The following is a 17,712-nucleotide window of genomic DNA, read 5'->3' on the forward strand; positions in this document are numbered from 1 at the left end:
ATCATCATTTTGTTCTCTAATTATTGATTTATGAGGTTTAAGTATGTTTGACAATCTGACCGGTCGACTCAGCGGAGTCATCAAGACATTACGTGGCGAGGCAAGGCTTTCTGAAAGTAATATCCAGGATGCTTTGCGGGAAGTTCGTCTGGCGTTATTGGAAGCGGATGTTGCTTTACCAGTGGTCAAAGATTTCATCGCACGTGTCAAAGAAAAAGCTGTCGGTCATGAAGTGATGAGTAGCCTAACTCCAGGGCAAGCGCTGGTTGGAGTGGTTCATCAAGAACTCATTACCATCATAGGTGGAGAAAAAGTTGATCTTAACCTTGCTACAGTTCCTCCTGCAGTTATTCTCATGGCGGGATTACAAGGTGCCGGAAAAACCACAAGCAGCGGGAAACTGGCCAAATGGTTAATGGAAAACAAAAAAAAGAAAGTATTGCTGGTTTCCTGTGATATTTATCGCCCCGCTGCGATTCATCAACTTGAGCTTCTGGCCAGTCAAGTGGGCGCCGACTTTTTTCCTGTTCAAGAGGGGCAAAAACCCAGTGAAATCGGCGCAGCTGCATTGGATTATGCGCGCAGGCATCATCATGAAGTGATGATTGTTGACACCGCCGGCCGATTAGGTATTGATGAGGCCATGATGCAAGAAATCAGCGAGCTTGAAACACTTCTGCAACCTATTGAAACTTTATTTGTTGTCGATGCAATGCAAGGACAAGATGCGGTGAATACTGCCAAAGCATTTTCCGATGCGTTACCCCTAACAGGTATCATTCTCACCAAACTCGATGGTGATGCGCGCGGCGGCGCGGCATTGTCAGTTAAGCAAATCACTGGGAAACCGATCAAATTTGCCGGTGTCGCAGAAAAATTAACAGGCTTGGAAGCATTTCATCCCGATCGAATGGCTTCTCGCATTTTGGGTATGGGTGACGTGCTTGGTTTGATTGAGGAAGCACAGCGCAGCGCTGATCAGCAAGAAGCTGAGAAATTGATGAAGAAAATGAAATCGGGTAAAGCATTTGACCTGGATGATTTCAAGGCACAGTTTCAGCAAATGCGTAATATGGGTGGAATGAACGCCCTGATGGACAAATTACCCGCTCAATTCAGCCAAGCAGCACAAAACGTTAAAGTGGACGACAAAATAATCAATCGGACAGAAGGCATAATCAATTCCATGACCAAGCAAGAACGCGCTAAACCAGAAATTCTCAAAGCCTCACGGAAACGCCGAATCGCTGCAGGTGCAGGCGTGTCCGTGCAAGAAGTTAATCGCTTGCTGGCACAATTTGAGCAAGCCAGAAAGATGATGAAAATGATGAACAAAGGGGGAATGGCTAAAATGATGCGTGGAATCAAGGGAATGCTTCCACGTCTTCATTAGAAATATAGGCTTTCTTCGCAATCCAATATCGCGCGCATATTCTTTGAACACACATAAGAAATATTTAGAGTGACACTACGTAATCGATAAAAAATAGCTTATCAGTGCTTTCCTGTACTACCAAATCCATCTGTGCCACGGTGGCTCTGGTCAAAATCGTCTACTCGATTAAACGTTACCTGAATCACGGGAACCACAACGAGCTGAGCAATTCGCTCTAATGGATTAAGATGAAAAGCTGTTTGGCTACGATTCCAGCAGGAAACCAAAATTTGTCCTTGGTAGTCCGAATCAATTAAACCGACTAGATTTCCTAATACAATCCCGTGCTTATGACCTAATCCTGAGCGTGGCAATATCAACGCCGCCAATCCTGCATCCGCTAAATGTATTGCGATACCCGTTGGAATAAGATTAGTTTCCCCCGGAATGATCACCATCGGTTGCTCAATACATGCACGCAAATCCAAGCCGGCTGAGCCTAGTGTAGCATACGCTGGAAATTGCTCATTTAAACGAGCATCAAGAATTTTAATATCAATACTTTTCATTTTTTTTTAAATTTTTTGTTGTACAGTAAGTGAATATGCTTCATCAAACGCCGCGCTTGCTCTATTTTTGCTGTCTTGGGAAGAACATGTTTACCATCGTCATCTAGTAAAATTAACTCATTCTCATCAGAACCAATCGCATCCTGAGCCAGATTGGCAACTAATAAAGGTAACTTCTTTCTATTTCTTTTCGCTGCTGCATTCTTCTCGAGATCTTCTGTTTCCGCTGCAAAACCAACGCAGAAAGGCGCATTAGGTAATGTAGATACCGCCATCAGAATATCTGGATTAGGGATCAACTCTACTGATAGTTTGTTAGTGGATTTTTTTAGTTTTTGTTGACTGATGCTTGCTGCGCGGTAATCAGCAACAGCAGCGACACTGATAAAAATATCAGCTAGTGACACTTCTGCCTGCACTGCACACAACATTTCCTCAGCACTTACTACCGAAATAAACTTGTCAACTGCAGGTGATGATAAACATGTCGGTCCAGAAATCAAAGTAACTCTTGCATCCATCTCCAATGCTGCTTTAGCAACAGCATATCCCATTTTTCCAGAACTATTGTTGGTAATTCCTCGCACCGCATCAATCGCTTCATACGTAGGCCCGGCTGTCACCAAAATATTTTTACCCCTAAACAATGTATCAGTTTGGATAACAATTTGCACTGCTTCCACCAGCTGATTCACTTCCAGCATGCGTCCCATACCTATTTCTCCGCAAGCTTGTTCGCCACTGGCCGGACCGATTATTTTCACTCCATCTTGTCGTAACAATGATAAATTACGTTGCGTTGCAGGATTCTGCCACATTTGCCGATTCATTGCCGGTGCTATCACAAGCGAACAATTGCGTGCTATGCATAGTGTCGATAGCAGATCATCAGCCAATCCATTGGCAAGCTTGGCAATAAAATTTGCGCTGGCTGGTGCCACTAAAATCATGCTGACACCTCGGGATAGGTGGATATGCGCCATGTCACACACGGAATTGGCTTCCCACAAATCAGTGTGAACAGGATTGCCCGTTAATGACTGAAAAGTCGCCGGACCTATGAAACGGCAAGCTGCGTTAGTCATCACCGTTTGCACATCAATTCCATCCTGAGTTAATAGCCGCGCCAATTCCGCCACTTTGTATGCAGCCACGCCGCCAGTTACTCCCAACAGCACGCGTTTCTTCGACACAACCGACGATCCTGTTCTCATTACAAATAATATCTCTAAAAAATTTAATCTTGCTAAAACAATAAACTATCAAATCACTGACACAATAACTAATTATCCCGCTCAATTTGACCGCACTGATGCCGCTATTAGTTAATTATCGATGGTTAGCCATGTGTCGCCTCGTTAATGATCAATTAAAACAATTTAGTAACAAAGTTATACTAAATTCATTTTACATCACTGTGAGCCACATCATAGTTTATGGCAATTACAAATTGGCCAATATCTGAACGACCACGTGAAAAATTACTGCAGAAAGGCGCTTCAACACTTTCTGACACAGAATTACTAGCTATATTTTTACGTACCGGAATTAGCGGAAAAAGTGCTGTAGATCTCGCAAGAGAATTACTTTCCCATTTCGGTAATTTAACTAATGTTTTTGCAGCCAATCAGGTAAGCTTCTGTCAATTACCTGGAATGGGCATCGCAAAATACGCGCAACTGCAAGCGGTATTAGAAATGGCTCGCCGTACCTTGGGTGAAGAACTGAAATGCGGCAATGTGATGAATTCGCCCAACCTGGTCCGGGATTTTCTACGACTGAGTTTAGCAAACAAACCGCATGAAGTGTTTATCGGCATTTTCCTTGATGCAAAAAATCATACCATTGCCACAGAAGAACTATTTAATGGAACACTCACTCAAGCCAGCGTTTATCCCAGAGAAGTTATCAAGCGCGCTTTATATCATAATGCAGCTGCAATTATATTTGCGCACAATCACCCTTCCGGTATTGCAGAACCCAGCCACGCTGATAAAGTATTAACCCAATCCTTGAAACAGGCATTGGCTCTCATTGATGTTAAGGTGTTGGATCACTTCATTGTGGGTAACGGTATTGCTCTTTCATTTGCTGAGCAAGATTTAATTTGAGCAAACACTCCAAATCAGGATATAATCCATTCCTTTAAAGAATTCTGGGGTGCGCTATATGGCACGAGTATGTGAAGTAACTGGAAAGAAACCGATGTCTGGTCATAATGTTTCTCACGCAAACAATAAAACCAAAAGACGTTTCTTACCCAATCTGCAAAACCGAAAATTCTGGGTTGAGAGTGAAAACCGCTGGATTAAGCTGCGATTAACTAATGCGGCATTACGTACTATTGATAAGAATGGTATAGATGCAGTATTGGTAAAAATGCGATTAGAAGGCAAAAACGTTTAAAAACTTTTCAAGATTAACTATGGAGTTATTGTTATGCGTGAAAAAGTAAAACTTGAGTCCTCAGCTGGAACAGGGCATTTTTATACAACCACCAAGAATAAACGGGCTAAACCTGAAAAAATGGAATTTATGAAATTTGATCCTGTTGCACGTAAGCACGTTTTATATAAAGAGACAAAACTCAAATAAGAATCCACACTTATTCATTCAATAAAAAACCCGCATATGCGGGTTTTTTATTGATCATAATTTAAGTCTGCTCAAGACATTAGGCGTAGCACCGTAGTCTTTGAGAAAATGCTCTCAATACTTCGATCCCACTCTCCTCCGCACGCCGACACCAGTCTTCCAATTGTTTTACTAATTCTTCGGTTGTTGCGGTGGATCGTTGCCAGATTTGAGCTAACTCTTCTCGCATGGTATAGACTTTATCAAGAGTTTTAGCATTACTGAGCACCTGAATTAATTTTTCACGTTCATGATCTTGCAAAGTTTTAGAATCGGCCAGGATCCAGCGCTTCAAGGTAGAGCTATCCACTCCATACTGTGCGGTTGCTTCTTTTAAGTGAATCATTTCTTTTGCAAAAGTTGCTTTTAATGATTTTGTATACTTCGCAAGAACTTCATAGCGGTGAGAAATAACAGCTTGCAGCGTATCTGAATCACATTGAGTTTTAGCCTGATCAATGCGCAGCTTGGGCGCAATTTTTTTGACTTTTGCAAGTCCCAACGTTTCCAAAATTCGAATATACATCCAACCAATATCGAACTCATACCACTTATTAGACAAGCGCGCAGATGTCGCATATGCATGATGATTATTATGCAACTCTTCCCCACCAATCAAAATACCCCACGGAACAATATTTCTGCTGGCATCCTCTGCTTGAAAATTGCGATACCCCCAGTAATGACCAACGCCATTAACAATACCTGCAGCAAAAATAGGAGCCCACAACATTTGAATCGCCCAAATAGTAATTCCAATCGGACCGAATAAAATCACGTTAATAATCAACATAAGCGCAACCCCTTTGGCACTATGTTTGCTATAAACATTGCGTTCCATCCAGTCATCAGGAGTACCATAACCATATCTTTTCAGAGTATCTTCGTTTTTAGCTTCTGCTCGGTAAAGTTCGGAACCTTCCGCCAGTACTTTCTTGATACCAAAAATAACGGGGCTATGCGGGTCATCTTTGGATTCACATTTCGCATGATGCTTACGATGAATTGCCGTCCATTCTTTCGTAACCATTCCGGTTGTTAACCATAGCCAGAAGCGAAAAAAATGACTCGGTATTGCATGCAACTCCAAAGCTCTGTGTGCCGAATGACGATGCAAATAGATTGTAATAGCAGCAATTGTAATATGTGTAAAAATCAGGGTAATAACAATATACCCCCACCATGGCATATCAATCACACCTGAAATTAAATTCAGAAATTCATAAATCATATAATTACCATCCCGTTAAAGGCCCATACTTCATAACACAGACCTATTCAATAAAAAACCCAAAAAAACCTATCCAATTGAATCAATTGGTCTATTCAGATCAGAAACCACTATATAAATACCTAGCTATTTTATTCTGCGTTAATTACTCTTTAATTTAAAATATTACACTATCACTTATCTGAAAGGAAATATTAATCTTTTCAGATTACTATTTACAAAGTAAATCTCACCTAACAAAACACTATGATTCTTAACTATTAACTAGGAAACCATTTTTCATAAAAACCTCAGAGAAAGATCCAGCAATTTTTATTTATCCTAGTTTATATCAGAATCTGCAAGCATGCGCCATTCTCCTGGCACGATATCTTGCAATGTATACAAACCAATTGCATAACGGATTAATCGCAACGTTGGAAAAAATACCGCCGCTGTCATCCGCCTTACTTGGCGATTCTTGCCTTCCTTGAGAACCAATGACAACCAAGCAGTCGGAATATTCTTGCGAAATCGAATCGGTGGTTTTCTTTGCCAGAGAAAGCTGGGCTCATCCATCAAGCTTACCTGCGCAGGTTGTGTCTTAAAATCATTAAGAACCACACCACGGCGCAACGCATTAAGTGCAACATCATCCGGCTTGCCTTCCACTTGAACCCAATAAGTTTTCGGTAGCTTAAACTTTGGACTGCAAATTCTATTTTGCAGCTTACCATTGTCGGTCAATAACACCAATCCTTCGCTATCGGCATCTAATCTTCCTGCCGGATAAAAATCCGGGAAAGGAATAAAATCGTGCAATGATTGATGTCCATCTACTGGTGTAAATTGGCAGATCACCCCATAGGGTTTATTGAACAAAATTATCCTAGGCATGATACAACATCATATAAGCACGATATTTAACTTCAATTTATTCATAGCATTTCAGGATAGATCACCGCATGCAACACTGGTTCAAATCCATTCTCATTTTTTTGAGACCGAATCCACCAGATAGAGCCTTTCTTCACACTCAACCCAGCAGGAATAATTGGAATCAAATGACTGGCCACATTTCCCAATGTTGGTTGATGACCGACGATTACGATTGCACCTTGATAATTAGGCCAATCAGCTACAGCAAGAATGTCGTGAGCATTCGCACCAGGACCAATTGCAGACTCCGTTATAAAATCGGATTGTAGCGCCATTGCTGTCTGCTGTGTACGATGCGTTGGGCTAACTATCACCTTAGTATTTTCCGGTAATTTAGATCGAAGCCAGCCAGACATACGGTTTGCCTGATTTAATCCATTTTCGGTCAACTTACGAGCCGCATCGGGAAAGCCATCCTCAGCTTCTGCGTGACGCCATAAGATCAAATCCATCATGTTTTATCAGGTGAATCATTCATTGGCACTAGCCCTACAATATATTAAATAACACACTCGGACCATGCATAGGCCGATGAATCATGATTACTTTATGTCGTGACTTGTCACCCTGCTTCAATATCACTTGCCCAATGGGCACATCAAATTGTGCTGCAAGAAATCTAATCAATACCAAGTTAGCTTTGCCTTCCACAGGTGCAGCTGCGAGTTTAATTTTAAGCGCGTCACCATGTAAACCTGCTGCTTCAGTAGTTTTTGCACCGGTCTGGATATGCAATGTAAGAACGAGATTGTTTGTTTCATCATATCGATACCAACTCACTTGCAGTGCACCTATCTCAGCATTGCAGCAATTTCCGTATGTATTCCCGCAACTACCATCAACAACACTTGGATTAAAATCAGCACGAACAAAGGTGACAAATCTACATTAGCAATAGGCGGGATATTTTTACGAAAAACAGCGAGAAATGGGCGAGTAAAACTATCCAGCAATGGCGCCAATGGACTGTTTGGGTTAACCCAAGACAAAACGGCTTGTACAATGATCATCAGTAATACAATATAAAGCGTTGTTTTAATAATCTCAACAATACCCAGCAGCCCGATCGCCCCTGATGCAGCTATAATATTCGATCCAAAGTCATAGCCTTGCATCACATAGACGATGCTCACAACGATACATTCCAGCAACCAAGCAAGCATCAGGGTAGATAAATCAATACCTGCCCAACCGGGGATAATACGACGTGCAGGTCTCACAATAAAATCAGTCACCGCAATCAAAAACTGAGATACCGGATTGTGGTAAGGGACTCGCAGCAACTGAAAGTAAAAGCGCAACAATAACGCCAAAGAGAACAGTCCCAAAGTAGTATCAAGAAGAAAAACAAGGATCTGATTGGACATAGATATTTCCCAAAAAACGATAATGGATAGTTGTTTTTTTAACTTTATCTTCTACCGAATTCATCACTCATCTCATGTGAGCGATCACTTGCAGCATGGATGGCAGTTATGATCTTACACTTAATATCACTTTTTTCCATAGCTTGAATTGCCCGTTCGGTAGTGCCACCTTTAGAACTTACCCGAGTGCGCAGTGTAACCACATCTTCATCACTCAAACTGGCCAGCTTGCTAGCCCCCACAAAAGTCTGCAAACTGAGCTGCCTGGCTTGAGCAGGTGTCAACCCCAATTCTATCCCTGCCCGCTGCATGGACTCAATAAAATAAAAAACATACGCAGGTCCACTACCGGAAATTGCGGTTACTGCATGTAACATTTCTTCTTCTGCCACCCACAGTGTCGTGCCTACTGCAGCCAGAATCAACTCGGCATTACTTTTATCTTGCTCATTCACGCGTGAAGCTGCATAAAGACCCGTAACACCTGAACGCACAAGTGAGGGCGTATTTGGCATAGCACGCACCACTCTTTCATAACCGCCCAACCAGCGCATAATATCTGATGTGCGAATGCCCGCTGCAATCGATATTATTAATTGATCCTTCAATAAAAGCGCAAGATCCTGAGTCAATTCATACAACTGTTGGGGTTTCACGGATAATAAAACAACATGACTCTTTGCTATGCCGTCGGCGAGATCACCCGTAGCCAGAATACCAAAATCAAGTTTTAATTTTTCACGGTTTTCTGCATTAATTTCTACCACATGCAACTGTTCAGCTGCAAAGCCTTGCTGCAACAATCCGCTGATTAATGCAGCAGCCATATTGCCGCCACCAATGAATGTAATATTCATATTAACCTTGTAATGAGTTGATTGATCCATCAGTAAAACGGAAGAACCTACATTTAAAATAATTTGCGAAAATTATTCATAATTCGACTCAAGTTGTAAATTTCCGTCAATGCTGACAACCCGGACAATAAAAACTGGAACGCTGGCCTTGCTTAATCTGCTTAATTACAGTTGTACATTGCTTGCACTGTTTACCACTGCGCCCATAAACCCAATATTGCTGCTGAAAATAACCCGGGGTTCCATCGCTATGCACAAAATCACGCAAACTACTGCCCCCAGCTTCTATCGCCAACTGCAAAGTATGCTTAATCGCTTGAACCAATCTTTCATAGCGCTCTTTGCCAATTCTGCCAGCCGTTACTTTGGGATTGATTCCGGCCAGAAACAAAGCCTCATTCGCGTAAATGTTACCAACACCCACTACTACCTGATTATTCATCAGAGTTTGTTTGATACTCGCACGCAATCCTCTGGTTCTTACAAATAAACGTTGCGCATTAAAATCTACTGTCAACGGTTCCGGACCTAAATTCATCAGCAGTGGATGCTGCGCAATATTTCCCGTATGCCATAGTACCGCACCGAAGCGGCGCGGGTCGTGCAACCTAAGAATGGTCTGATCATTAAGAATTAAATCAAAATGATCATGCTTTCGCGGCAATTCTGGCGATTGCGCCAATCTTGGCAGTAAAATACGTAAACTGCCCGACATTCCCAAATGAAGAATCAGTATTCCTCTACCGCAATCCAACAACAGATATTTGGCCCGTCGCACCACCGCTTGAATCGTCGATCCCGACAATAACTCAGGCAAATCCTGCGGTATTGGCCAACGCAGCATTGCATTACGAATAATAACGTTTACAATCAACTTGCCGGTTAAATGCGGAGCAATACCACGACACGTTGTTTCGACTTCTGGTAATTCCGGCATCAGTGTTCAGAAATTTATTAATTCAGCAACATTGTGCTTGGGTCAATTAATTGCTGTCCCACTTCAATCGGAAAGTAATACCCAATTTTTTCCGGCATGCGTCGTAGCACTATCGAATATTCATTTTGCAGCATATTGAATTTTACTATGTTTCCATTCCGCATACTGATTTGTATAACGCCTCTTTCAACAAAACCAGAATCAAGCTCTCCCTCCAATTTCACCGCTCCAGCTCGAGCAGTTTGCCACAATTGAATCCACCATGTGAGCACTTCATCATCAAATCCATCACTAGAATAATGTTGGATGGTGCGCCAGCTGTCATTTTGAAATTCCACTACCCACCGATCCATTTCGAATCTGACAGGAATCTCATCGGGTGCCAGTAATTCCGAGTTAATTAGATCGCTGACAGTTAACGACATGGCAAGCGCATAACGCGGTGAAATCAAATAAACAAAGTCATTGGTCACAACATATTGTTGATTAGTTGTCGGGGAGAACACGCCAAAACCGAAATACTCATTGTCAACATGAAACTGGAGATAAGGCCGATCTAGATTAAATCGATCCAGATTTTCCAGTGCAAAACGCTGATAGCTACTTGCCTTCAAAATTTCCAGAATTTCTCCGATTTTTTTCTCATCTGCTCTTGCTTGTATCGGTTCTATCATCCGCCACTGATCATTCGATTGCACTAAAACAATTTCTTGCTGCTTATTCAGGATGCGCACACTCTGCACAGACTCAATCGTGGTGGTAGAAATCGGATATTCCTGAATCGCATCAGATTGTGGCCTAAAGTAGAGAAACGCCATCAAACCTGCGATGGTAGCAAACATAATCAAATTTAAACGAGAGTGATGAGTCATTTTGCTATTCTTCTGCGACGCCACCAAATAAAAAATCCACATATCAGGAAGAATGCGGGTAGTAATACAAGAAAACCCACGGCAATCAAAGTAAGCTCAGATTCACTTAAAATCAGACTACTATCTATTGTTGCACGTGGCTGTATCACAATTAATTCTTCATCACCCGTCAACCAATTAATTAGATTAATGCCAAAATCCAGGTTGCTACCATTCCCCAAATACATATTAGCTAGAAAGTGTCCACTACCGACAACGACAATGCGTTGTTCGCGATCCCGGATATTACGCGCCAATGCAACCGCTATGCTGACCGGACCGGGCACATCCGTCGCTTGATCAAAAGTAATATTTCCATTCAGATCACCGGTTTCGATCCAACCCTGCTGAGCCACTTCAACCAATGCGACACTACTCCAGTCTTCATTTTCATTTATCGTAATCTGGCGCGCAAAGGGAAATACCGTAATATAGTCAAAATTATTGGTTATCACATGCCGCCCATAAATTGCGCCTAAAGCAAATGTAATCGGTGCCTTAAGCTGTTCGGCTTGAGGGTCAATGACGACGCCCGGCGTAAGCGTTAGACGCAATTTTTCCGTCAATGGCAACAATCCACGTAGTGATTCCTGGTCGACCAGCCATAATAAATTACCCCCTCGATCAATATAATTCAGCAGTCTGTCCACTTCTCCTGGTAACAAATCAGCCTGGGGTGAAGCAATCAGCAATACACTTGCATTTGCGGGAACATCTTGTTCAATCGCAAAATTCAATGTCTGGCTATTAAAACCATTGGTGCGAAGATATTTGCCAAATTCGCCTAAATCGTAGTTGGCATCCCCTTCGAGTCTGCGTTCTCCATGGCCACTTAACGCTACAATCAATTTATCTTCTGCTCGCGCCAGACGCATCAAAGCATTAGAAAATGCCTGTTCGTTGATGGTAGTTAAACGCTCAGTCCTCTGATTGTATTGGATTACCAACTCACCATTGACCTTCACATCAGCTTGCTGAGTCAGTATGGGTTGTTCAACCGGATCAATAAATGTCAGAGAAAGGTCCGGTTTTATTCGCTGATAAAGCGCAACAAAATCGGCAATAATTTTTCGAACATCACCTAATTGTGCGTGCTGCTCAGTTGCATAGGCTGTCACTAGAATCGGATCATGCAATTTTTGGAGAATTTCAATACTGGATTCACTCAAGCTATTTCGTCCATTCTGGCTGACATCCCATTGAAATCGATATTGCCCTGCAAAAAAACCAAGCACTATGACCAATAACAATAACAAAATAACAAATATGCCATTATGTATATGGTAATGCCGTCGGAAATTTTTATTCAGTAGTATCATGCCGTTTCATCAAAATTGCCTACCCATATAAGCGCTCACCATCCAGGCGACGAATTGTCAGCACTAAGAAAGTCACGATAAACAATACACAATAGGCAATACTCAAGGTATCAATCAAGCCCTGATTAAAATATCTGAAATGCTTCAACAGAGAAACATAGTGAATCCAACCATCTGTTTCACTCGCAACCAGATCAATCATCCACAGTCCTAATAAAATCCCCAAAGAACCAATCGCAGCGATCACCGGTTGTGCCGTTAGGCTTGAAACATAAAGGCCGAGAGCAGAGAAGCACGCAGTCACTAAAAATAATCCTAGCGTGTTGCTGAGTAACAAGCCTAAATCCAATACACCGCCTATTCGCAATGAAATAGATAATGTGACAATCAACATAATCACGACTGCTAGAAAAATCATTAAGCCTAAAAATTTACCCAGTACAATATCGATGATAGAAACTGGCGAGGAAATTAGTAAAGTCAAAGTGCGGTTTCGACGCTCTTCGGCCAATAAGCGCATAGATAATATCGGTGTTAGCATCAACAAAACAATTGCTGCCAAAGCAAAGACAGGAGAGATAATAACTTCCGTAATTCCCGGGGAATTGATCACTTGCAGTAATTGCGATTGTATCTCAAGAAAAGCATCCAATCGCACTAGAAAAAAACCTGCGAACACGAGCTGAATCAGCGCCAGCATTATCCAAGCCAAAGGAGAAATAAACAGCATGCTTAATTCCTTACGGATAATGGTCACAACCATGGCATATCTTCCTGTTTATTCATGACTGTGTCAGTTGCGTAAATATATTTCCCAGATTTCTGTCTTGCTGTCGCAACTCGATCATAGTTTGGTCAAAAACTACCGTCCCCTTGTGCATAATCTGCACTCTGTCACAAACATTTTCAACTTCAGGCAAGATATGGGTTGATAAAATAACACTACTCGTTGCTCCCAACTCTCTGATTAACTGTCTTATTTCTCGAATTTGGTTGGGATCAAGGCCAACAGTTGGCTCATCAAGAATAATCACATCTGGGTTATGAATAATTGCTTGCGCAATGCCCACGCGTTGCTGAAAACCCTTAGATAATACTCCGATCAAATGCTTGCTCTGATGACCTAAGCCACAGCGTTGCTTCACATCTTTTAACACAGTTTGCATGGCTTGTTTGTCAACACGATGTAATCTGGCAACCAATAATAAGTATTCATCAACCGTCATATCGAAATAAAGCGGTGGAACATCAGGCAGAAAACCCAAATGCGCCTTGGCTTCTAGCGACTTATCCAACAAATCAACGCCGCAGATTTCTATGCTGCCACTACTTGGCGCAAGATTTCCCGTCAGCATGCGCATGGTTGTGCTTTTACCTGCACCATTAGGTCCGAGCAGTCCCAATACCTCTCCTCGCCTTAATCGCAGGTTAACATTATGTACCGCAGCATGATGTCCAAAATTACGACACAGATTCTGTGTTGACAAAGTTACCGACTCCGACGCATTGATCATACAAGAAACTTCCTATTATTTAATAATCGCATAAAGAATTTTTAATCGGTGACGTAATCTCAAGCGATCGTGCAATCTAAATTGCCTGATTTAATTAATAGTACATATTTCGAACTACTCTGGAATTCGCTTGCTTTGATTCAATTGCTACAATATCAAATAAAACAAAGCAGTATACTATTTTCATTAGATCACGAATTCTATTATTAATATGAGAACCACATGATTTTTATCGATTAAACATACTAATTCCCTTAGTTCAATTCAATTTACAACACGTTTCTGTTGCAATTAAACAACATCTTAATTTGCGATAATATGCAAACAAACTGATAATAGAACACTAACTAGCTCGAAGTAGTAGAATAGCAAAGACTTTCAATTGTAATGGTGAGGCATTTATTTGCATTGCCGATAGAACTCTCAGAAACATAGTTTTCATTAAAAGGACAACATCATGAAAAAAACATCAGCCAAAAATACTCTTATTGGAATGATTCTTATACCAGCAATGTTTTCTGGTGCTGTCTTAGCACAAGAAACAAACACTGATCAATCAACCAAGCCGCAAGCTTATGGCATTGATGGCCGCGGTGAGGTTGCAAGAAACTCAACTGGGTTATGCTGGCGTACCAGCTATTGGACACCCGCCATGGCAATTCATGAATGTGACCCGGATCTGGTCAAGAAACCAGAAGTAGTAGCGGAAGCGCCTGCACCAGCACCTGTTAAAACAGCACCTGAAAAAATCACATTCTCTGCCGATGCATTATTTGATTTTGATAGTTCAAAATTAAAACCCAATGGCATCCAATCTCTTAATGAATTTGTTACGGGCATAGAGGGCGTAAAATATGATCTTATTATTGCTGTAGGTTATGCTGACCGCATTGGATCAGATGAATATAACAAAGCACTTTCGCTGCGTCGTGCTGAGTCGGTAAAAGCACATCTGGTATCTAGAGGCATTGACCCAAGCCTCATCTTTGTTGATGGCAAAGGTGAATCCAATCCAGTAACTGGCAGCAACTGTGCTGGTGAAAGAAGATCCAAAGCATTGATCGAGTGTTTAGCGCCTGATCGCCGAGTTGAAATTGAAGTGGCAGGTACTCGATAAACCAAATTAGTTTGTTATTGTTGCTAAAAAAGCCCTGCACATTCCAGCAGGGCTTTTTCTTTTATGCGTATTGCTTAGCAAATGAGTAATCGAGAAGAAATTAATACATTAATTGAAGCGAAATGGATTATTCCTGTTGAACCTGCTGGAATTGTACTAAATCAACATGCCATTGCAATTGATCAAGGGTTCATCAAAGATATTCTTCCGATAACCGAAGCCAATCAACGTTACAAACCACAACAAACATTCACTCTGAGTGATCACGCATTGATTCCGGGATTGATCAATTTGCACACTCATGCAGCCATGACGCTCATGAGAGGACTTGCTGACGATCTACCTCTAATGGAATGGCTCAACAAACACATTTGGCCGACAGAAAATCAGCATGTCAATGCGCGATTCGTACTGGATGGTACTCAGCTCGCTTGTGCCGAGATGATCAAAGGTGGCATTACCTGCTTCAATGACATGTATTTTTTTCCGGAATCCTGCGCGCAAGCCGCGACAAGTTCAGGAATACGCGCTGCTATCGGCATGATTGTAATTGATTTCCAGACACCTTATGCCAGCGATGCCGACGATTATTTAGCCAAAGGATTGGAATTACGCGACAAGTATCAACACAATTCACTGCTATCTTTCTGTTTTGCACCTCACGCACCCTATACCGTCAGCGACAAAACCTTTAGCAGCATTCTGACTTACGCAGAACAACTCGACGCACCGGTTCATACCCATTTGCATGAAACCCGGGATGAAATTCGCATCAACCTGGAATCAAGTGGGGTAAGACCCTTAGAGCGCATGCAACAATTAGGACTACTTAGCCCCAATTTGATCGCCGTGCATATGGTGCATCTGACCGATCATGAAATTAAACTGGCACATCAATATAATTGCAGCATTGCACACTGTCCTTCATCTAATATGAAATTAGCCAGTGGAATTGCACCAATCTCATCATTAGTAAATCAAGGCATTAATGTCGGCCTCGGCACCGACGGCGCAGCCAGCAATAATCGCTTGGATATGTTTGAAGAAATGCGCCTTGCAGCGCTGCTAGCCAAAACAACCAGTGGCCGAGCTGATACCCTACCCGCCCATCAAGTACTAAAAATGGCCACCTTGAACGGTGCCATTGCTTTAGGATTGGATCATTTGACGGGTTCATTGACCATTGGGAAAGCAGCCGATATCACAGCCATCAATTTCTCTCACCTTAATCTTACCCCTTGCTATGACCCCGTCTCACATTTAGTCTATGCCGCAGGCCGTGAAAACGTGAGCCATGTGTGGGTAAATGGTAGAATGCTGCTGGAAGACAAACAATTGACGACGATTAACCAAGCCGAACTGCAATATCGCACAACCATCTGGCAAGAATGTATTGCGGCAACGTCAAAACAATCGAACTAAAGGAATGCACATGGAAAATGACGGTATTAACGCTGATCCGATGGAACTCGAGAAATTCAGCCAGCTTGCTCACCGCTGGTGGGACCCAAACAGTGAATTTAAACCATTACATGATATCAACCCATTACGCCTTAACTACATCAATGATCTAACCGAAGGACTAGCTGGAAAAACCGTGCTGGATGTCGGTTGCGGTGGCGGCATTCTATCCGAAAGCATGGCATCATTGAACGCGCATGTCACCGGCATTGACCTGAGCGATAAAGCACTCAAGGTTGCCAAGCTACACCTGCTGGAAAGCGGCTATGACGTTGATTATCGCAAAATTACCGTAGAATCTCTGGCGCAAGAAAAACCGCATCACTATGATGTTGTCACCTGCATGGAAATGCTCGAGCATGTGCCCGACCCAATGAGCGTTATTCACGCGTGCACTCAATTGGTCAAACCAGATGGCTGGGTATTTTTCTCAACCATCAATCGCAATCCGAAATCCTATCTGTTCGCCATTATTGGCGCAGAATATATTTTAAATCTATTGCCGCGCGGCACACATGAATATGCCAAATTCATCAAGCCTTCCGAACTTGCGCGTATGGCGCGTAATGCTGGCCTAACCGACGAAAAATTGATCGGCATGACGTATAATCCGTTCACCAAAATATATGCATTGGAAAATGATACCGACGTCAACTACATCATGGCATATCGCAGCTAACTCACATTTTCTCGCTAATCGCACTGAATGATTAAAGCTGTTCTCTTTGATTTTGATGGAACACTCGCCGACACCGCGCCTGACCTCGGTAATGCCTTAAACCGGCAACGCATCGCACGCGGGTTAACCGAATTACCTATTACCCAGATCCGCCCAGTGGCATCTGCAGGTGCGCGTGGCTTGCTGGGACTTGGCTTCAATATCAAGCCCGGCGACGATGGCTACGAATCCATGCGCGATGAATTTCTGGATTTTTACACCCAGCGACTGTGTCACGACACTTGCTTGTTTCCAGGCGTTGAAGCCCTGTTGAATCAAATGGAAACAATGAATTTACCCTGGGGCATTGTCACCAATAAGCCTTCGCGTTTTGCGCATCCAATTATCCAAATGCTCGGTTTAGCGCAACGAGTCGCCTGCGTCATATGTGGCGACGAAACCGCCCACATCAAACCACACCCTGAACCGCTCCTAGCAGCCAGCAACAAAATGACCGTCCCCCCTATTCACTGCATTTATCTAGGTGACGACATACGCGATGTCCAAGCCAGCTTGGCAGCTGGCATGCAACCCATCGTTGCACGCTATGGCTATCTGGGCAATGATCAACCGCCTGAGACCTGGGGCGCACACCATCTGATCGATCATCCTGAAGAATTGCTGACTCACCTGTAAAGAAATATTCATTAATTCTGTTAGAATACCCGGCACAGGACTTGAACTTTTAGATTTCATCACCATCCTAAGCACTACCAAAACGAATACCGGGGACGATCTGGTTTCGACGTGGGTTGCAAAGCAGCGCAGGGCATACCGAGGATCA

General features: G+C 42.6%; 21 protein-coding genes. 8 read left to right on the forward strand and 13 right to left on the reverse strand.

Features of this window, described 5'->3' with window-relative positions:
* Nucleotides 1-43 precede the first annotated feature (43 nt).
* Nucleotides 44-1,393 (forward strand): signal recognition particle protein, encoded by a 1,350-nt coding sequence (gene ffh, locus K2Q13_RS10480; RefSeq protein WP_292921029.1) that lies wholly within the window; start codon nucleotides 44-46, stop codon nucleotides 1,391-1,393.
* Nucleotides 1,394-1,494: 101 nt separating this feature from the next.
* Here the strand turns inward: ffh and dut are convergent, their stop codons facing one another.
* Both dut and coaBC read right to left on the reverse strand, forming a co-directional pair.
* Nucleotides 1,495-1,944, reverse strand: a complete 450-nt coding sequence (gene dut / locus K2Q13_RS10485) for a dUTP diphosphatase (protein WP_292921030.1) — start codon at nucleotides 1,942-1,944, stop codon at nucleotides 1,495-1,497.
* Entirely contained in the window at nucleotides 1,941-3,158 is a 1,218-nt protein-coding gene (gene coaBC, locus K2Q13_RS10490; protein ID WP_292921032.1) for a bifunctional phosphopantothenoylcysteine decarboxylase/phosphopantothenate--cysteine ligase CoaBC, read from the reverse strand. The genes dut and coaBC overlap by 4 nt, the downstream gene beginning before the upstream one ends.
* A 222-nt stretch (nucleotides 3,159-3,380) precedes the next feature.
* Between coaBC and radC the strand changes: the two genes are divergently transcribed.
* The 3 genes from radC to rpmG are packed head-to-tail and all read left to right on the forward strand — an operon-like array spanning nucleotide 3,381 to nucleotide 4,539.
* Nucleotides 3,381-4,055, forward strand: a complete 675-nt coding sequence (gene radC / locus K2Q13_RS10495; protein ID WP_292921033.1) for a DNA repair protein RadC — start codon at nucleotides 3,381-3,383, stop codon at nucleotides 4,053-4,055.
* A 58-nt stretch (nucleotides 4,056-4,113) separates the two neighbouring features.
* Complete coding sequence (gene rpmB / locus K2Q13_RS10500; protein WP_292921034.1) at nucleotides 4,114-4,350, forward strand: 50S ribosomal protein L28; 237 nt, start codon at nucleotides 4,114-4,116, stop codon at nucleotides 4,348-4,350.
* A 33-nt stretch (nucleotides 4,351-4,383) separates the two neighbouring features.
* Nucleotides 4,384-4,539, forward strand: coding sequence for a 50S ribosomal protein L33 (gene rpmG, locus K2Q13_RS10505; RefSeq protein ID WP_106707874.1), 156 nt, complete (start codon nucleotides 4,384-4,386; stop codon nucleotides 4,537-4,539).
* A gap of 79 nt (nucleotides 4,540-4,618) precedes the next feature.
* Here the strand turns inward: rpmG and K2Q13_RS10510 are convergent, their stop codons facing one another.
* The 11 genes from K2Q13_RS10510 to K2Q13_RS10560 all read right to left on the reverse strand — a co-directional run bounded on the left by K2Q13_RS10510 (nucleotide 4,619) and on the right by K2Q13_RS10560 (nucleotide 13,632).
* Nucleotides 4,619-5,809, reverse strand: coding sequence for a fatty acid desaturase (locus tag K2Q13_RS10510; protein ID WP_292921036.1), 1,191 nt, complete (start codon nucleotides 5,807-5,809; stop codon nucleotides 4,619-4,621).
* Nucleotides 5,810-6,130: 321 nt separating this feature from the next.
* The gene (locus tag K2Q13_RS10515; protein ID WP_292921037.1) at nucleotides 6,131-6,685 is read right to left on the reverse strand and encodes a pseudouridine synthase; all 555 of its coding nucleotides are present in this window, start codon (nucleotides 6,683-6,685) and stop codon (nucleotides 6,131-6,133) included.
* 41 nt (nucleotides 6,686-6,726) lie between these two features.
* Nucleotides 6,727-7,179 (reverse strand): histidine phosphatase family protein, encoded by a 453-nt coding sequence (locus K2Q13_RS10520; RefSeq protein ID WP_292921051.1) that lies wholly within the window; start codon nucleotides 7,177-7,179, stop codon nucleotides 6,727-6,729.
* A 37-nt stretch (nucleotides 7,180-7,216) separates the two neighbouring features.
* Nucleotides 7,217-7,507 (reverse strand): DUF167 family protein, encoded by a 291-nt coding sequence (locus tag K2Q13_RS10525; protein ID WP_292921038.1) that lies wholly within the window; start codon nucleotides 7,505-7,507, stop codon nucleotides 7,217-7,219.
* Between the two features lie 11 nt (nucleotides 7,508-7,518).
* A complete protein-coding gene (locus K2Q13_RS10530; protein ID WP_292921039.1) occupies nucleotides 7,519-8,094 on the reverse strand; it encodes a YggT family protein in 576 nt (191 codons plus the stop codon).
* A 44-nt stretch (nucleotides 8,095-8,138) separates the two neighbouring features.
* The gene (gene proC, locus K2Q13_RS10535; protein ID WP_292921040.1) at nucleotides 8,139-8,951 is read right to left on the reverse strand and encodes a pyrroline-5-carboxylate reductase; all 813 of its coding nucleotides are present in this window, start codon (nucleotides 8,949-8,951) and stop codon (nucleotides 8,139-8,141) included.
* Nucleotides 8,952-9,057: 106 nt separating this feature from the next.
* The gene (mutM, locus tag K2Q13_RS10540) at nucleotides 9,058-9,888 is read right to left on the reverse strand and encodes a bifunctional DNA-formamidopyrimidine glycosylase/DNA-(apurinic or apyrimidinic site) lyase (protein WP_292921041.1); all 831 of its coding nucleotides are present in this window, start codon (nucleotides 9,886-9,888) and stop codon (nucleotides 9,058-9,060) included.
* A 17-nt stretch (nucleotides 9,889-9,905) separates the two neighbouring features.
* Nucleotides 9,906-10,760 carry a DUF4340 domain-containing protein gene (locus K2Q13_RS10545; protein ID WP_292921042.1) on the reverse strand — a complete coding sequence of 285 codons (855 nt, stop codon included), beginning with the start codon at nucleotides 10,758-10,760 and terminating at the stop codon, nucleotides 9,906-9,908.
* Nucleotides 10,757-12,118 (reverse strand): DUF4350 domain-containing protein, encoded by a 1,362-nt coding sequence (locus K2Q13_RS10550; protein WP_292921043.1) that lies wholly within the window; start codon nucleotides 12,116-12,118, stop codon nucleotides 10,757-10,759. The genes K2Q13_RS10545 and K2Q13_RS10550 overlap by 4 nt, the downstream gene beginning before the upstream one ends.
* 19 nt (nucleotides 12,119-12,137) lie before the next feature.
* Nucleotides 12,138-12,881, reverse strand: a complete 744-nt coding sequence (locus K2Q13_RS10555) for an ABC transporter permease subunit (protein WP_292921044.1) — start codon at nucleotides 12,879-12,881, stop codon at nucleotides 12,138-12,140.
* A gap of 19 nt (nucleotides 12,882-12,900) precedes the next feature.
* A complete protein-coding gene (locus K2Q13_RS10560; RefSeq protein WP_292921045.1) occupies nucleotides 12,901-13,632 on the reverse strand; it encodes an ABC transporter ATP-binding protein in 732 nt (243 codons plus the stop codon).
* 457 nt (nucleotides 13,633-14,089) lie between these two features.
* Between K2Q13_RS10560 and K2Q13_RS10565 the strand changes: the two genes are divergently transcribed.
* The 4 genes from K2Q13_RS10565 to K2Q13_RS10580 all read left to right on the forward strand — a co-directional run bounded on the left by K2Q13_RS10565 (nucleotide 14,090) and on the right by K2Q13_RS10580 (nucleotide 17,564).
* Nucleotides 14,090-14,749, forward strand: coding sequence for an OmpA family protein (locus tag K2Q13_RS10565; protein ID WP_292921046.1), 660 nt, complete (start codon nucleotides 14,090-14,092; stop codon nucleotides 14,747-14,749).
* 81 nt (nucleotides 14,750-14,830) lie between these two features.
* Nucleotides 14,831-16,171 carry a TRZ/ATZ family hydrolase gene (locus K2Q13_RS10570; RefSeq protein WP_292921047.1) on the forward strand — a complete coding sequence of 447 codons (1,341 nt, stop codon included), beginning with the start codon at nucleotides 14,831-14,833 and terminating at the stop codon, nucleotides 16,169-16,171.
* Nucleotides 16,172-16,181: 10 nt separating this feature from the next.
* Entirely contained in the window at nucleotides 16,182-16,889 is a 708-nt protein-coding gene (ubiG, locus tag K2Q13_RS10575; RefSeq protein ID WP_292921048.1) for a bifunctional 2-polyprenyl-6-hydroxyphenol methylase/3-demethylubiquinol 3-O-methyltransferase UbiG, read from the forward strand.
* A 27-nt stretch (nucleotides 16,890-16,916) separates the two neighbouring features.
* Nucleotides 16,917-17,564 (forward strand): HAD-IA family hydrolase, encoded by a 648-nt coding sequence (locus K2Q13_RS10580; protein ID WP_292921049.1) that lies wholly within the window; start codon nucleotides 16,917-16,919, stop codon nucleotides 17,562-17,564.
* Nucleotides 17,565-17,712: the final 148 nt, after the last annotated feature.

The organism is Nitrosomonas sp. (genome assembly GCF_019752095.1).
Classification (GTDB): Bacteria; Pseudomonadota; Gammaproteobacteria; order Burkholderiales; family Nitrosomonadaceae; genus Nitrosomonas.

Bases quoted from the DNA above. Each gene is read 5' to 3' on its own strand.
- ffh (WP_292921029.1), top strand. From the start codon at position 44: ATGTTTGACAATCTGACCGGTCGACTCAGCGGAGTCATCAAGACATTA.
- dut (WP_292921030.1), bottom strand. From the start codon at position 1,944: ATGAAAAGTATTGATATTAAAATTCTTGATGCTCGTTTAAATGAGCAA.
- coaBC (WP_292921032.1), bottom strand. From the start codon at position 3,158: ATGAGAACAGGATCGTCGGTTGTGTCGAAGAAACGCGTGCTGTTGGGA.
- radC (WP_292921033.1), top strand. From the start codon at position 3,381: ATGGCAATTACAAATTGGCCAATATCTGAACGACCACGTGAAAAATTA.
- rpmB (WP_292921034.1), top strand. From the start codon at position 4,114: ATGGCACGAGTATGTGAAGTAACTGGAAAGAAACCGATGTCTGGTCAT.
- rpmG (WP_106707874.1), top strand. From the start codon at position 4,384: ATGCGTGAAAAAGTAAAACTTGAGTCCTCAGCTGGAACAGGGCATTTT.
- K2Q13_RS10510 (WP_292921036.1), bottom strand. From the start codon at position 5,809: ATGATTTATGAATTTCTGAATTTAATTTCAGGTGTGATTGATATGCCA.
- K2Q13_RS10515 (WP_292921037.1), bottom strand. From the start codon at position 6,685: ATGCCTAGGATAATTTTGTTCAATAAACCCTATGGGGTGATCTGCCAA.
- K2Q13_RS10520 (WP_292921051.1), bottom strand. From the start codon at position 7,179: ATGGATTTGATCTTATGGCGTCACGCAGAAGCTGAGGATGGCTTTCCC.
- K2Q13_RS10530 (WP_292921039.1), bottom strand. From the start codon at position 8,094: ATGTCCAATCAGATCCTTGTTTTTCTTCTTGATACTACTTTGGGACTG.
- proC (WP_292921040.1), bottom strand. From the start codon at position 8,951: ATGAATATTACATTCATTGGTGGCGGCAATATGGCTGCTGCATTAATC.
- mutM (WP_292921041.1), bottom strand. From the start codon at position 9,888: ATGCCGGAATTACCAGAAGTCGAAACAACGTGTCGTGGTATTGCTCCG.
- K2Q13_RS10545 (WP_292921042.1), bottom strand. From the start codon at position 10,760: ATGACTCATCACTCTCGTTTAAATTTGATTATGTTTGCTACCATCGCA.
- K2Q13_RS10550 (WP_292921043.1), bottom strand. From the start codon at position 12,118: ATGATACTACTGAATAAAAATTTCCGACGGCATTACCATATACATAAT.
- K2Q13_RS10555 (WP_292921044.1), bottom strand. From the start codon at position 12,881: ATGGTTGTGACCATTATCCGTAAGGAATTAAGCATGCTGTTTATTTCT.
- K2Q13_RS10560 (WP_292921045.1), bottom strand. From the start codon at position 13,632: ATGATCAATGCGTCGGAGTCGGTAACTTTGTCAACACAGAATCTGTGT.
- K2Q13_RS10565 (WP_292921046.1), top strand. From the start codon at position 14,090: ATGAAAAAAACATCAGCCAAAAATACTCTTATTGGAATGATTCTTATA.
- K2Q13_RS10570 (WP_292921047.1), top strand. From the start codon at position 14,831: ATGAGTAATCGAGAAGAAATTAATACATTAATTGAAGCGAAATGGATT.
- ubiG (WP_292921048.1), top strand. From the start codon at position 16,182: ATGGAAAATGACGGTATTAACGCTGATCCGATGGAACTCGAGAAATTC.
- K2Q13_RS10580 (WP_292921049.1), top strand. From the start codon at position 16,917: ATGATTAAAGCTGTTCTCTTTGATTTTGATGGAACACTCGCCGACACC.